We start from the raw sequence: 14,514 nt of genomic DNA, 5'->3' as shown, positions 1-14,514 counted from the left end.
CAACGCGGCGATCCGCCGCTCGAAGACGAGCACCGATGCTCGGACCCCGTCCCTCACCTCAGGCTGGGTCTTTTCCCAGATCTCCGGAGGAAGTGGCAGCACGACATCCATGTCAACGACATAACCGTTTGGTATCGGCAACTCCAGGGGCTACCTCCATAAACGGTTACGCCGAGGACGAGTCGCTGGTGAGGAGGATGGGGCAGTTTTTGGAATCGACAGCCCGGTCACCAAGTACGCGACTCGGTTCACCGCCCGGACCACGAGGCGGCCCCCGCGCCACCATCGATTCCCCTTGACCGTATGCGTCCGATCGAAGATCTTCCGGGCCACCGATCAAGGATCGTTCTGCGATCGTCTCGCATGCACACGGAGGGAAATCATGGACCGCTTCCGGGTCTGGCCACTATTGATGATGATCGCGGGGGCTCTGAGCGGTTCGGTAGCACACGCCTCGCCGCTCTGGGTCCGGATTGTCGTCCAGGACAGCATGCAGGGCCGCATCATCGACATCCCGGCCGACGCGAGGGTGAGTTCTTATTTCGTCACGAGCGCCAGCTCGCTGGTCCCGCGAGGGGTCTCCATCCCGGCGTCCATCCCGGAACCAAACCCCACGCCCTATCAGCCGGAAACGAAGTTTTCCGTGCCGATGCGGATCGGCTTCGCCGTCCCGACGCCGAGCGAGGTCGCCGATCCTCGGAACTGGGGCTGGCATTCCAACAGCCATCCCGAGGACGTCACCCTGACCGGCACGGCGCAGGGAGCGTATGGTTGGGGTGGAGCGCCTTTCAACGCCCATGTTGGCCTGAGTGGAACGTTCCTGGAGGGTTCGGTCACTCCTTATCGAGACGCCAATGAACCCCTGCCGTCCGAGCTCCTCGACTTGATCAAGCACCCCGAGCGGGTCTCCCTGGGAGCCTCGTCTACGGGACGCCCGTACCAGCAGCGAGTAGAGGTGGGCTTCTCGCTCAGTCCGCCCGTGGCCACGCCCGAGCCGACGGTCCTGACGGCCTTCGGCGTGCTGCTTGGCGGCTGTCTGATCCGCCACCGGCGGCACGGGAGGCCCTTATCAGCGCGTCTCTGCGTGATGCCTCCGCGTCGTGAGGGACGCTAGGCGTCAGCTTGCGGGCCGTGGCTGGCCCAATCGATGCGGGGCAGTAGTCGTCAAGGCAACAGCCGAGCCGGGTGACTGCCGTCACTGATACCTCCTACCTCCCAGAGGCCGATCCTCAGCAGCCGGCAGAGCCAGACCGAATGGCAACTTTGATCGATGAAACACGTTTTCCAAAGGGGTACGATGGCGTCCTTGCCGGGGAGCGGGTCGACGTGGCAATCCCATCTGCCACTGGCTTTCGTGATCGTCGGTCTGCCAATCCTCGTCTACTTCACCAACAGCCGGTTCCCGAACACGATCGCCGGGGATTTCTACCGACTCTTGTCGGGGCTGATCTTCGGTTGCATACTCGCGGCGATCGGATATCTGGTCTCCAAATGGTCGTCGCGCTAACGACCAATCGTCACGTCTCGTTTATGAGCGACGACTAGCGCGTTGGGTGTTCTAGAAGTGGGATTTGACGGAATGGGGGTTGTTCGCCTTCCTTGCCCGGCTTCGTCCACCTCTCTCCCGGCCTTCGAGGGTCGGTCCTGAACTTCGGGGCTGCCGGGCAGGATGATGGGGGCTCCGGGCGTGTTACGATTCGCCTTCTCGTCCGTCCCTTCTTCGTTGGACGGCGCGGTCGAAGGAAATCATCCTAAGAGCCGGTAGAGGGCTGCGTGGTATCAAGATGAGCACCCTACAGGCACCACCGGGAGGACCGAAATGCAACGCGTCGTGGGTCTCGTCCTTGTCTTGTTCGCCTGCTCTCCCGCTCGTACCGCGACCCCTGCGGCGGACGAACCGCGATCCCTACTGCAGACGATCGCCGAGTGGCAATACCCCGGCTCGGCGCTGACCGCCACCCAGGCGTCCGACGGGGAGACCGTCGATGCCAAGGGCGACCGCACCGTGCCGTCGACGGTCAGCAGGACCGTCATGACGACCGATGCGCCCGTCGAGGAGGTCCTGGGCTACTACAGGGCCAAGCTCTCGCCCGCGAAGAAGGCCGACGGCAGCAAGCCCGGGCCTCCCGTTGCCGGCGGGCGTTCGGTGGCCTTCAGCGACGACTCCGAGGGCAGGCCGTTCGCTCTGCATACGGTGATCATCAACACGAGCGATGCCTCGACGACCCTGGTCATCTCTCGCGGCAAGGACGAAGCCCGCACGTACATCGCCTGGAAACAATATCGCCGCTTCGACCGATGACCGCGGACAAGCGGACTCGACACGCCGCGAGTATGGAACGGCTGAAGTATCGACCATTTGAGACAGTAGCGGGCCATGCGGCTGCCCAGCGCCGAGGAGATCAACGTCTTCGACTCCCTCGACGAGCGGGCTGCCGTCAGGCGTTTTCTCGGCAAGGATCTGAGGCAGGCGAGGGAGCTATTCCGCGACAACTTCCTGGCCTACCAGGAGGACCTCATGCGGATGGGCCCCAGGGCATTTGCCTTCTACTTGCCCGCCGACATCGATTAGATCTTGAGCGAGCAGGCGGACAGCGACCTCGAGGCGGTGAACTCGTTCTGCGGCCTGATCGAGTTCCGTCTGGATTACGAGCCGGCCTCGGTCGCCCCGGTCGCGTCGATCATTCGCTAGGGTGTAGTCGGACTCCTCCGGGACTTCGACCGGTTCGGTTTCGGCAGCGACGAGATCGGCGATAGCTATGGGGTCCTTGCCCACAGATACCGCGCGGTTCTCTCCAGGTTGGACGCTCATTCGGATACCGCCTGAGGCGAAACGAGTTCCTTCGGGCGCATCGATTCGAGTTATGGACGCGCTTAACAACCCAGATTCGTCCGATGAGGAGGTATCCTCGTGAAGTTGCCACGCTGGAGCTTGAGGGCCCTCCTCATCCTAATCGCAGTCCTCGGTCTCTGCCTGGGAATGGCGGCCGCCCTCCGCGCTCGGCTGGTGGGCCATCAAGCAGCGATCGAGGCCATCGATCGAAGACATGGGGGGTATGGGTTCTCGATCTCCGGGCCCTCGTGGTATCGGGCGTTGGTCCTACTCTTAGGTGGAAACGAGAGGATGTTCTACGATCCCGTTCGCGTCTCGTTGGGACCTGCGTGCCCCGGTTACAATCCATCCACTCCGATCGTTGACGCGGACATCGAGGCGTTGGCCGAACACTTCGCCCTGCTGATGAACATCACGGACTTAGACCTTCGAGATACCAAGGTGACGGATCGTGCGATCGAGGCATTGCCACCTCGTCTGAGGCTGAAAGTGATTCGGGTTGGACGCACCGGCGTAACGAACAAGGGAGAGGCGGAAATCCGCCGGAAGTACCCGGGATGCGAGATAGATCATAAACCTTGATCAGATTCGACGTTGTACCGACCGGCCCTCAATGTGTAACGATTGAAGTATGTGGTGCATCCGGCAAGTTGGGCTAGTAGGGCGAGATTCGCAACGTGTAACGCGGCAGCCAATTGTTGCTTCGGCCCGGCGTCAAGGGACAAGCCGGATGCACCATATGAACGAAAACTGACAATCGCTTGCCCCAGTTCGATGAAGCCGTGATGATCTTCAGAAACTCGCTCTTATGGGCTCGCTTGAATCCCTGTTGAGGGGAGCATGCCCCACCACGGTCAAGCATCGGAGGGGGACCTTGCTCCCTTCTACGTCGCCCGGCGGGCGGCTACCGTTTCGCCTCGGAGCGTCGCGATCAGGGAGGGTAGGGGGCCGGCTCAGGCCAGGTCATCCGCGATCGGCGGCTTTCGTCGCCGCCGATCTTCGACCAGAAACCGGGTTGCCTGGATGATTACGATCACCAGCGTCGCCAGGGCGAACAGGATCGCCCCTCCAGCCTTCTGGCCTCCGCAATCCCCCTGTCTGGCACTGATGGTCCAGGCGGGATGCAGGAGCATCAGGAACCAGCAAATCCCCGGGAGGATCATCCGGGATTGGTGGAGCCCAATCCTCAGGGAGGTCAGGGCGAGGACCCCGGTGATGATCGCGAAATGATGGGCAATCGCCTCGTTCGCCGCGATCCTCGCGAATGCGCCGGGTCCGCTACAGGCCAGAAGCCACATCGCAGCCACTCCCCAGCTTCCTCGACTCGCGATCATCGGCCCTGGAGTTTCAATATTAAGGAGGGCAGGGGGCCGAAGTCGAGCAACTCGCCCCCGAGTCCGGCGACGCACCGCACGTCGTCTTTCGACCAACGCTCGGGCATCCCGGGCGAGCCGACGGGGAGCCCGGCGGCGTTCGGGGTGAAGGCGGGCAGGACGATCGACCTCGGGCCGACTACGAAGCAGGGGGCCGTCAGGCCTCCGGCCCGGAGGACCGGGTGATGATGGCCGGAAATCGTCCGGGTCGCCTTGATGGGCCGATGGCCGTGGGCGATGGTCCAACCCGCCACTTCGAGGGTCAGGGGGATCTTCGAAGAACGCTGCGGGTCGTGGTTGCCCAGGACGGGGACCATCTCGACTCCCCGGTCGTCGAGCCACTCGTAGAGGCTCCGGAGGTCCGAGGCCGTCCTCCGGCAGGGGGCAGGGGATTCGACGAGGTCGCCCGCGACGACCAGTCGAGAGATAGGGACCCGGCCCAGGAGCGTCGAGAGTTTGGCCAGGGTCTCGGCCAGCGAGTGCGCGGGGAGGCAGTCGCCCCCGGAGGCCCTCGCCCATTCGTAGCCGAGGTGGACGTCGGCGATCACCGCGGTCCGCTCGACCGGGTGGACCGCCGCGCCTTCGGGTGCCAGTTTCCAGCCTTCCGGTCCGTCGATCATCGGGGGGTCAGCCGTTCGTGGAGGCGTCGGAGCGCGTCGGCGGGCGACTCGAACCGGACCGGCTCGGGCCCTCCGGGATCGATCCAGGCCGCTGCAAACGGGGAAGGCCCGTCGAGGACCCGGAATCGGACTTCGGGGCCGCTCGCCAGCCAGTCCAGGGCCGTCGGGGCGTCCAGGGTCTCTTCCAGGACTTCCCGGCGAGTCTCGCGGAGCAGTGGGTGGTCGGGGCAGGCCGCCTTGACCAACGGATAAAGGCGCTGGCTGACCCAGAGAAGTCCGCCGACCCTGGTTCGCCCCCCCTCGGGACGCCGGAGGACCATCAGGGCCGTGGCCGCGATATGCCGGAATCGTCGAGCCGGAAGCTCGCCCCGATCGAGGCCATCCAGGACGTCGTTTTCGAATCCTGTCGTGGTGAGTAACCCGGGCAGATCCTCGCGAGTGATCCGCGAGCCTTCGGGAAGCGCGATCGACCAGCCCAGGTCGGCCACGACCAACCTCAGGTCTCGGCCGAATCGTCGACCGAGCCGGGCGGCGGTCGCGCGTCCCATCGCCTCGGAGGCCGGTCGGCCGAGCGGGGCGTGGAAGGCGTAGAGGGTCCCGCCCTCCTCGGGGTCGGGATACTCCTCGACCAGGACCGAGTCGACCGGCGGGATCTCGCTGACTTGCTCCTGCGCGGCGAAGAGGGCTTCGAGGACCCCCGCCTCGTCGGGGCCGAGATCGTGCGTCTCGGCCAGCCAGGCTCGGAGCGCCGAGGGGCCTTCGGTCAGGACCTTCGCGGCCTCGGACCGGAACGAGGCGAGGTCGCGCGCCAGCTCGGCCGAGAGGCCCTGTCGATCGCTCGACCACCGGGGGAGGTTGGACTCCTCCGAGGTGAACTTGGCGTGGACGGTCAGGTCCTCGGATCGTCGGAACTCCATCCCTCGGCCATCCAGGATGAAGCGGTCGCCGGGCTGGAGTCGTTCGGCGTAAGCTCCTTCGATCGTCCCGATCACCTCGCCGTCGACCTGCACCCGGACCGACTCCTCCGAGGTGATCGTGCCGACGTTCGACCAGAACCAGCGGATCACCCGGCGATTCTTGATGCCGAACAGCCCCCCGCGCTTCCAGATCCGGGGCGAGGTCCATCGAGGGGCCGAGCCCGGCTCTGGCTCGAAGGCCCCGGGAGGTGCGGCGAGATCCCCCGCGAGGAACGACAGGCAATCGTCGAAATCGGCCCGAGATAACTCGGCCATCGGTGCGGACCTGCGGACCAGGGCGAAGGCGTCGTCGCTCGACCATTCGCCGCCCGAGGCCATCCCGATCAATTGCTGGCAGAGGACGTCGAGGGGTGCCCGGGGAATCCTCAAGGGCTCGACCCGGCCCGCCCGCGCGGCCTCGGCCGTGACGACCGCGCCGGCCAGCTCGGCCGGGGTCGCGGCCAGGAGCAACCCCCGGGTGACGGCCTCCACCCGATGCCCGGCCCGACCGACTCGCTGGAGACACCGCGAGGCGCTCCCGGGCAGGCCCACGAGGACCGACAGATCGGCCTGGCCGATGTCGACGCCCAGTTCGAGGCTGGTGCTGGTGATGACGGCCTTGAGTTCCCCCGCCTTGAGCGAGGCTTCCACCGCTCGCCGACGCTCGGCATCCAGCGCCGAGTGGTGGGCGGCGACCGCTTCCGGCCCGACACCCAGCTCCTTCCGGAGGTCGTGGGTCAACCGTTCGGTGAAGGCCCGGGTGTTGGCGAAGATCACCGAGGTCCGGGCCGATCGGGTCGCCTCGCGGAGCCTTCGAAGCAGCCGTCGGTAGGTCAAGGGCCGATAGCTCGACTCGTCCGGCTTCAGGAGCGATTCGACCTCAAGACTCAGGCCGGGCGAGCCCTCGGGCAGTGGAGCCTCGACGATCCGACACTCGCGACTCGGTCCGACCAGGAACCGAGACACCGTCGACGCGGGCCGGCAGGTGGCCGACAGCCCGATCCGGGCCGGGTCGGCCGTCGACCGTCGGGCCAACCGTTCGAGCGAGACCGCGAGGTCGGCCCCTCGCTTGTTGGGCACCAGCGCGTGGACCTCATCCACGATGATATGCCCAACCCCCCGCCAGGCTTCATCCCAGACCGACTGGCTGAGCATCAGCGAGAGGCTTTCCGGCGTGGTGATCAGCAGGTCCGGCGGCTCGTCGCGGAGCTTCCGACGCTGGTAGGCCGAAGTGTCGCCGGTCCGGACCCCGATCGAGATCGGCGACTTCGCCAGCCCGAGGCGTCGCCGGATCCCCTCCAGGGGGAGGGCCAGGTTGCGCTCGATGTCGTATCCGAGGCTCCGGAGCGGCGAGACGTAGACGCATCGGAGGCCGGGCCGGGTCGGGCCGACGGCCTGTTCGCGAACCAGCCGATCGATGATCGCGAGGAACGCCGCGAGAGTCTTGCCGGTCCCGGTCGGCGAGACCAACAGCAGGTTCTCGCCCGCATTGATGATCGGCCAGGCTTGCTCCTGGGCCGGAGTCGGGCCGCCGGGGAAGGACTCCGCGAACCAGTCGCGTACGGGACCTTCCAGTGCGAGCAGAGCATCCGATCGATCGGAGCCTCTCATGGGCCTCCCAGCCGGACCGAGGCCCGTCGTCCTCGGTATCCATCCTGATTCGGTCAGCCTGGCGGAAGGGCTCGATCTTATCGAATCCAAGGCCGGCCGGTCGAGTCGAACCCCGGGAATAAAGGGAAGGTCGATCACACACCCCGGGAGTAGGAGGACGACCTTGTGGGCTTTAATGAACGTTGAGTGAGGTGTGGGAGCTTCAATCGAAGGCTTGGTGGGCGGTTGCCACAGTCTATGTTGGCCGAATGCATCAATGCGTCGATTCCTGTACGCGTGATCTCGGAGGACGAGCATGGCCGAGCATAATCGCCTTCGCCTCGATGAACGACCCGTGACCTATGTCTGGCCGGGCCGTCGGGGCAGAAACGAGCCGGCGACGGGATTGAACCGCGACGTCGGCCAGATTCGGAGGTCTCCCCTTGAATCGCACCGCCCTGATTGCCCTGACCCTGGGACTGATCAGCCTTTGCCCGGGTCGTTCCGCGGAAGCCGAGTTCATCGTCAACGGAAACTTTGAAGCTCCGGTAATCACCAACCCCTCGTACTCGATCTTCAAGACGATCCCCGGCTGGACCTCGACCACGGGAGCGGGGATAGAGATCCAGAATCACATAGCCGGTGCCCCGATCGAAGGCGACCAGTTCGTCGAACTCGATAGCGATAACAACAGCAACATGTTCCAGGACATCGCCACGACCGTAGGTCAGTCCTACCACCTGAGCTTCTATTATTCGCCCCGACCGGGGATCTCGGCCGCCTCGAACGGCATCAAGGTGTTCTGGGGCGGCTCGGAAGTCACCGAGCTGACGGGCGTCGGCCAGGCCAGCACGGACTGGTCCCTCCACAACTTCGACCTGACGGCCACCCAGGGCGTGACCCGACTGGAGTTCCTCGCGACCGGGACCAGTGACTCGCTGGGCGGATACCTCGACGTCGTCTCGCTCAACGCGGTCCCCGAGCCCTCCTCGATGGCCCTTTGCGGGCTCGCCGGGATCGGTGGCCTAGGTTATTCGTGGGTGCGTCGCAAGCGGTCCTCGATCGCCTGACGCCCTCTTCTCCCACGTCGAGGTGGAGGCGTCCCGACGAGCGTGACAATCGGGCCCGATGCCGGACCCTTCTCGAAGCGGGGGCCATCCCGATCCATCAAGGATCGGGGTGGCCCCTGTTCACGGACCGCGGGCCGTTTGCCTTCGAAAGCTCATCCCGGGGATTCGGGAATCTCGTAATTAAAGTCATAGGTATGTTGCCCGTCGGCGATCCGGATCATCATCCGGCCGGACAGCCCGACCAGCTGGCCACTCCCGGAGTCGGGGACGACGGAGATGGTCAACTCCGGGGCTCCGCGGTTCATGACGCCGCTGTGCTGGAGCACGAAGCTCCCGTCCCGGCCGTCGAGGGTCCCGGTGACTTGCTCGATCGCGACATATCCCGCCGAACCCTTGACCTCGGTCCCCATCGAGAGCATCTCCCCCCGGCTGGTCGCGTCGAGCGATCCAAGGAACCGCTTGTTGATCGACATCCGTCCCAGCGGAGGCCCGTCGTCCGGGTTGGGCGGGCCTTGGGGGGTGAGCTTAACCTCGAACGTCCCTGTCGCTTGACTTGCCATGCAAGACTCCTTCCAGGATGGGCACGGAATACCGACGTCGATTCTCAAGCTCCCACGCGATCCAGTTCGGCGAACAACTTGCTGAGAGGCAATGCGAATCCGGGCAGGACCTCGCCGCCATCGAGGGTCTGGGCGGCGTCGAGCAGCGTGAATTGTTCGGGCGAGGCATAGGCGGCCACGGTCCTTGCCCTCGGATCAACCTCCCACACCAGTCGGACGCCGGCCTCGAAATACTCGCGCCGTTTCCGGGCCATCTCGGCCCTGGTGTTGGACACGCTCAGGACCTCGACGGCCAGGTCGGGAGCAAATCCTCCAATCGGCTCGCTGGGAAATTTTCCGCCGGGGATTCGCTCCCAGGAGATGTAGGAGACGTCCGGTTCGCGAACCAGCCCCGGAAAAAGACGAAGCATGCCGTCGGCACCGCTGACCAGTCCAAGGTTCCGGGGGACGATGAAGCCCCGAAGGATCGCGAGGATGACTCCCGCCAGGACCGATTCGGTGAACCCCATCGCCTTCTCCACCAGGACGCCGTCGACCAGCTCGCAGATCCCTTGCTTCCTCGCGTTGACGGCGATCAGGTCGGCTTCGGTGGCGGTGCCCAGGACCGGCTTGATCCGGACCCTCTTCGGGTCGATCCCGCCCAGGGTTTCCAGGAGATCCTCGACGGTCTCGATCGCTTCGACGGATGTCGCGGTCGCCATGAATCCTCCTTTCGAGATCGGATCAGCCGGGGACACAGAGAAGGGGACATTCAAGATGCGTGAGTCTTTCAGGCTCCTTGACGGTCCAATTCTCCAAAGAGATCGGCGAGCGGTAAAAGGAAACCCGGCAAGACGGCGCCGCCATCCAGCGTCTGAGTTGCGTCGAGCATCGTCGAGCTGTCGGGCGCGTCGAATACGGCCACGATTCGCGCTCGTGGGTCGACTTCCCAGACCAGGCGGACACCCGCCTCGAAATACTCTCGACGTTTGCGAGACATCTCCGCCGGCGTGTTGCTCAGGCTCAAGATCTCGATGTCCAGATCAGGGGCGAAACCGGCGACCGGTTCTGCGGGACGACGACGACCGGGGATGCGATCCCACGAGGCGAAAGCGAGGTCCGGGATGCGGATCAGGCCGGGGACCAGGCGCATCATGCCAGCCTCCCCGGTGAGAAGCCCGAGGTTTCGAGGGATGATGAATGCTCTCAGGTAACCTGCCAGGACGAGCGCGAGGTCGGATTCGTTGTAGCCCATCCCCTTCTCCACGAGCATGCCTTCGACCAGCTCGCAACGAGTCTCGTTTCCACCGTTGACCTCGATCAGATCCGCCTCGGTAGCCAGCCCCAGCGGCTCCTTCAACCGAACCCGATCGGGAGAAATCCCTCCGAGACTCTCGAGGATCTCGGCGACATTCTGGAGCGTGCTCTCGGTGGTCGCGGTTGCCATGGCGTCTCCTCCTCAACTCTCCTGATTAACCGGCCCAGACACCGCGATCGAGCGATCGGAAGCCGACGGCCTCGGCGATGTTGTGCGGCTGGATGGCGTCGGAACCTTCGAGATCGGCCATGGTCCGGGCGACCCGGAGGATCTTGTCGTGGGCCCGGGCCGAGAGGCCCAGCTCCTCCATCGCTGCCTTGAGCATGCTCGCGCCGTCGGGCTTGAGCGGGCAATACTTGCGGACCTGGCGAGGGGTCATCCGGCCGTTGACGCCGGGGGCCTTGCCGCCGAATCGGTCGTGCTGGCGGGCCCTCGCCTTGAGGACGTCGGCCAGAAGATCGGCCGAGGTCGGGCCGGGTGGGGCCTCGGCCAGTTGGGCGAAGGGGACCGCGGGGACCTCGACGTGCAGGTCGATCCGGTCCAGCAGGGGGCCGGAGATCCGGCTCAGGTATTTCTCGACCTGGGGAGGCGAGCAGGTGCAAGCTCGTCGGGGGTCGGATCGATAGCCGCAGGGGCAGGGGTTCATGGCGGCCACCAGGACGAACTCGGCGGGGAAGGTAGTGCTGCGCAAGGCTCGACTGATCGTGACCATCCCCTCTTCAAGCGGCTGGCGGAGGACTTCGAGGGTCTTTCGGTTGAATTCGGGCAACTCGTCGAGGAACAGGACCCCTTTATGGGCCAGCGAAATCTCGCCCGGCTGCGGGGTGCTGCCTCCGCCGACGAGACCGGCGTCGCTGACCGAGTGGTGGGGGTGGCGGAAGGGTCGGACCGCCATCAGGGGCTGGCCGGGTTTCAGGAGGCCCATCGCGCTGTAGATCCGGGTGGTCTCCAGGCTCTCGGCGGGGGTCAGGACCGGCATGATGGTGGCGAGTCGCCGCGCCAGGAGCGTCTTGCCCGTGCCGGGCGGGCCGATCATCAGTACGTTATGAGCGCCCGAGGCGGCGATCACCAGGGCTCGCTTTGCGTAGTCCTGCCCTTTGACGTCGACGAAGTCTTCCTCGAACTGCGAGTAATGCTGGAAGACCTGTTCCAGGTCGATCGATTTGGGGTCGGGGTCGATCTGGCCTGAGAGGAAACCCACGGCTTCGGCCAGGCTGCCTATGGGATAGATGTCGATGCCCTCGACCACGGCGGCCTCGGCAGCGTTGGCCGAGGGGACCAGGAGCCCGGCCTTCTTCCCCTCGGCGGCGGCCAGGGCCATCGCCAGGACCCCCTTGATCGGGCGAGTCTCGCCGTCCAGGGCCAGCTCGCCCACGACGGCGAAATCCCCCTTGCGTTCGAAGGCGACCTGGCCGCTGCCAAGGAGCATCCCCAGGGCGATCGGCAGGTCGAACCCCCCGGCGTCCTTCTTCAGGTCGGCCGGGGCCAGGTTGATCACGATCCGGTCGGTCGGCCGCCGGTAGCCCGAGTTGACCAGGGCCCGCTCGACCCGGTGCGTGCTCTCGCGGACCGCCGCCTCGGCCAGGCCGACCAGCACGGTCTTGGGCATCGTGGCGGGAGAGACGTCAACTTCGACTTCCACGGGAGCCGCGTCGATCCCGACGAGCGTGTACGACGTGAGCTTCGCGAGCATGAGGGGCGCCGCCGTGGGGCCTAGGTCGAACCGCCGGGCACGAAAAGCCATGAACAGCTTAACAGGTCGACCCGTGATGCACACCCCCGACTCGCGACGAATCCACGCGCGTGGAGGGGCCCCGGCGAGGGTCGGGGTCGATCCTCGCCGGGGCCTGGTTCGAGGTGTCCGATTGAAAGAATCAATACGAGTCGGCGCTGATGACTTCGCCCTGGGCTCGCGAGCCGAGCCCCCAGAGGGTCACCTGATTGGTCGTGGACTTCAGGAATCGGACCGACCCGTCGGCGAACGCGACGTTCGCCCCGCCCGCGTGATAGCTGCTCAGGCCGTAATTGCCGTAGCTGCCGTCGTTCTCTCCACCGTAGGAGTAGATGGCACAGTTGGGGTAGTTACCGTTGGGGGCGACCAGGATGTTGCCGACCGTGTTTCCGAAAATCCCCTGGCACCAGTAGTTGCCCAGGTTGCTCCACTGGTTGGCAGTCCCGATCGATGCCTGGGCGGCGCCGGCGCAATTGACGAGCCAACCGTTGAGCCCGGCCCCGCCGATGGGCATGTTCAACAGGGGCGAACCGGCACTGGCTCCGGCCGGATAGCTGCCCCCGACGCGGATCACGTCCTGAGGATTCGAGAGCTTGTTGTTGTCATTGTCGCCGATCCGCCACTCGCCGAAAGCGATCGTGTTCGAGGTCCCGTCTGTCACGTCGCGGATTCCGATCGGGAATCCGCCCACTGCGAACATCCCGTTCGGGTCGGCAGAACCGACGGTCATGCCCGCGAAACTGCAATTCTTGCCGTACTGATTCATGCTCGAACCGACCGAGGCGAAGTAATTCGTATAAGGCGAAGGGCGACCGAAGAGCGTTCCCGAGAACGGGGGCGAGGAGGGGCACTGGAAGGTGCTGATCATCGTCGTTACGCCGGTGGTGTTCGACTGATAACCGTCGTAGCCGCCGCCGCCCAGCGAGACCAGGCTGAAGTTCATCGCGTTGTAGACGGAGGTCTGCTCCATGTATGGGAGCATCATCGCCTGGGCGCTCCAGTTTCCCCAGGCACCACCCGGCTTGACTTCGACGGAGGACGCGTTGCTGCCGCCCTGGGGGAAGCAACCGATCGCCGAGTGATAATTCTGGGCGGCCAGGCCGAGTTGCTTCAAATTATTGACGCACTGGCTCCGACGAGCCGCCTCGCGGGCCGCCTGGACGGCCGGCAGGAGCAAGGCGATCAGGACGGCGATGATGGCGATGACCACCAGCAGTTCGATCAGAGTGAAGCCCTTTTGCCGTTTACGCTTCGCGAAGGACGTTTCGATCATGATTTCTCCAGGTGATGAGAAGAATTGAAAGCGCAATACGACCTTCGACGCTCGAGCGGATCGAGCGTACTCGGGGGGAATTCCCTCCTGGATATCGACCGGAGGAGCGAAGGTCGGTCAAATCGGTCGTCCGGCGATCGATCCATCGGCGCGACGGGAAGGCCGTCCGAAGAGGGGCGGAGGCCAGATCCAAAGTCGTCCGATTACTTCAGCAATTCGGAGGCATTGACCGGGCTTCCGGCCTTCGTTCCCTTGGCAGCCTTGGCCGGTTGGCCGAATCCGGCGGGCGGAGGCGCGACTTTGGCCAGCGGGATTTCGCCCCCCTGGCCATTGCAACCCACCAACGCACAGGTCAAGAATGTGGCCAATCCCAAAACGAATACTCTGCGGATTGCTCTCATGTCAGCCTGTGCCTCGGGAAAGTGTTGGGGACACGAGAGGGACTTTCGTCCCTGGCCGTCCCTGCAATGTTCCGGGATAGCTATGGACGCGACGCAGCAAACAATGCCACCAGGATGGGTGGGACGGTGAGCCCTCGGCAAGTGTCACGAAACGAGTTCGGATCGTGACAAAAATCGAGCCGTGACAATGCCTTGATCGCCCGGGGCGATTTAAGACGGAGTCAGTCGCACCCAATCATACTCTCTATGGTAATTAACAATCCTCGCAATAAAATTGTACGTCTACGAAGTTCGATCGTCAACTAAATTGCCGCAGTCAACCAGGGATGCGTTCGTGGGTGGGTGAATTTTTTATACCATTTAGAAGCGTTCATGCTCCTGCAAGTCGGAGAGGTTGGCGTCCCGATCGGCCGGGGCGATTGTCTTCCTGGATGGATCGGGACCGAGCTTCTCGAAGGGGTGGAGGTTCGCTCGAGACATCGAGGACCGTCGGGGCACCTCGGCGGTTGGCGAAGGTTCCGTGATCTCGATGCAGTCTCGGGCATAGTCCTCGAAGCTTTCCATCGCCAGATCGTGGAACCTCCCGAGTCGATGATGCGGGACGTGGGGTTCCTGCACGTCCACGAGCACCCCCACCTGTCAATGGGTCGGAAAGCAAGACCCGGGAGATGGTCTGTCGGCCGTCCCCGGAGTCAACCCATCGCCAGCTGCGCCGCGGTGTAGGTTAAATCGGGATGTAGAAGGTGGCGACGGCGACGAGTCCATTCGCCCTCCTGTTCCGCAGGTGCGAGTCCTGAGAAGTCTCGCCA

General features: G+C 64.6%; 15 protein-coding genes. 6 read left to right on the top strand and 9 right to left on the bottom strand.

The window, feature by feature from the left end; all coding sequences use genetic code 11:
- Positions 1-382 precede the first annotated feature (382 nt).
- From P12x_RS23335 to P12x_RS23315, 5 genes are all read left to right on the top strand, one after another.
- Positions 383-1,114, top strand: a complete 732-nt coding sequence (locus tag P12x_RS23335) for a hypothetical protein (RefSeq protein ID WP_435007345.1) — start codon at positions 383-385, stop codon at positions 1,112-1,114.
- A 183-nt stretch (positions 1,115-1,297) separates the two neighbouring features.
- Positions 1,298-1,507 carry a hypothetical protein gene (locus tag P12x_RS23330; RefSeq protein ID WP_435007344.1) on the top strand — a complete coding sequence of 70 codons (210 nt, stop codon included), beginning with the start codon at positions 1,298-1,300 and terminating at the stop codon, positions 1,505-1,507.
- A 312-nt stretch (positions 1,508-1,819) separates the two neighbouring features.
- Positions 1,820-2,302 carry a hypothetical protein gene (locus tag P12x_RS23325; protein WP_435007342.1) on the top strand — a complete coding sequence of 161 codons (483 nt, stop codon included), beginning with the start codon at positions 1,820-1,822 and terminating at the stop codon, positions 2,300-2,302.
- Between the two features lie 75 nt (positions 2,303-2,377).
- Positions 2,378-2,572, top strand: a complete 195-nt coding sequence (locus tag P12x_RS23320) for a hypothetical protein (protein WP_435007341.1) — start codon at positions 2,378-2,380, stop codon at positions 2,570-2,572.
- 552 nt (positions 2,573-3,124) lie between these two features.
- Entirely contained in the window at positions 3,125-3,415 is a 291-nt protein-coding gene (locus P12x_RS23315) for a hypothetical protein (protein WP_435007340.1), read from the top strand.
- 371 nt (positions 3,416-3,786) lie between these two features.
- On the opposite strand, the gene P12x_RS23310 is transcribed toward P12x_RS23315, so the two are convergent.
- The 3 genes from P12x_RS23310 to P12x_RS23300 are packed head-to-tail and all read right to left on the bottom strand — an operon-like array spanning position 3,787 to position 7,393.
- Positions 3,787-4,131, bottom strand: a complete 345-nt coding sequence (locus tag P12x_RS23310) for a hypothetical protein (protein WP_435007339.1) — start codon at positions 4,129-4,131, stop codon at positions 3,787-3,789.
- Between the two features lie 32 nt (positions 4,132-4,163).
- The gene (locus tag P12x_RS23305) at positions 4,164-4,826 is read right to left on the bottom strand and encodes a metallophosphoesterase (RefSeq protein WP_435007338.1); all 663 of its coding nucleotides are present in this window, start codon (positions 4,824-4,826) and stop codon (positions 4,164-4,166) included.
- Positions 4,823-7,393 (bottom strand): DEAD/DEAH box helicase, encoded by a 2,571-nt coding sequence (locus P12x_RS23300; RefSeq protein WP_435007337.1) that lies wholly within the window; start codon positions 7,391-7,393, stop codon positions 4,823-4,825. Before P12x_RS23300 ends, P12x_RS23305 begins: the two co-directional genes overlap by 4 nt.
- A gap of 422 nt (positions 7,394-7,815) precedes the next feature.
- Here P12x_RS23300 and P12x_RS23295 point away from each other — a divergent pair, with 422 nt between their 5' ends.
- Positions 7,816-8,442: a PEP-CTERM sorting domain-containing protein gene (locus P12x_RS23295; protein ID WP_435007336.1), complete on the top strand. Its 627-nt coding sequence runs from the start codon at positions 7,816-7,818 to the stop codon at positions 8,440-8,442.
- 152 nt (positions 8,443-8,594) lie between these two features.
- On the opposite strand, the gene P12x_RS23290 is transcribed toward P12x_RS23295, so the two are convergent.
- The 6 genes from P12x_RS23290 to P12x_RS23265 form a co-directional block, all read right to left on the bottom strand.
- Positions 8,595-9,002 carry a DUF3224 domain-containing protein gene (locus tag P12x_RS23290; protein WP_435007335.1) on the bottom strand — a complete coding sequence of 136 codons (408 nt, stop codon included), beginning with the start codon at positions 9,000-9,002 and terminating at the stop codon, positions 8,595-8,597.
- Between the two features lie 44 nt (positions 9,003-9,046).
- Positions 9,047-9,703: a Uma2 family endonuclease gene (locus P12x_RS23285; protein WP_435007334.1), complete on the bottom strand. Its 657-nt coding sequence runs from the start codon at positions 9,701-9,703 to the stop codon at positions 9,047-9,049.
- A 68-nt stretch (positions 9,704-9,771) separates the two neighbouring features.
- Entirely contained in the window at positions 9,772-10,428 is a 657-nt protein-coding gene (locus P12x_RS23280; protein WP_435007333.1) for a Uma2 family endonuclease, read from the bottom strand.
- Between the two features lie 25 nt (positions 10,429-10,453).
- Complete coding sequence (locus P12x_RS23275) at positions 10,454-11,992, bottom strand: YifB family Mg chelatase-like AAA ATPase (protein WP_435007331.1); 1,539 nt, start codon at positions 11,990-11,992, stop codon at positions 10,454-10,456.
- A 181-nt stretch (positions 11,993-12,173) separates the two neighbouring features.
- On the bottom strand, positions 12,174-13,304 hold the full coding sequence (locus tag P12x_RS23270) for a DUF1559 domain-containing protein (protein WP_435007329.1): 1,131 nt from the start codon (positions 13,302-13,304) through the stop codon (positions 12,174-12,176).
- A 761-nt stretch (positions 13,305-14,065) separates the two neighbouring features.
- Positions 14,066-14,329 (bottom strand): hypothetical protein, encoded by a 264-nt coding sequence (locus tag P12x_RS23265; RefSeq protein ID WP_435007328.1) that lies wholly within the window; start codon positions 14,327-14,329, stop codon positions 14,066-14,068.
- Between the last annotated feature and the right edge of the window lie 185 nt (positions 14,330-14,514).

This window comes from Tundrisphaera lichenicola, assembly GCF_051175385.1.
Lineage (GTDB): Bacteria > Planctomycetota > Planctomycetia > Isosphaerales > Isosphaeraceae > Tundrisphaera > Tundrisphaera lichenicola.
The sequence above is the reverse complement of the archived record's forward strand: the minus strand, read 5'-3'. Positions and strand labels throughout refer to the sequence as shown.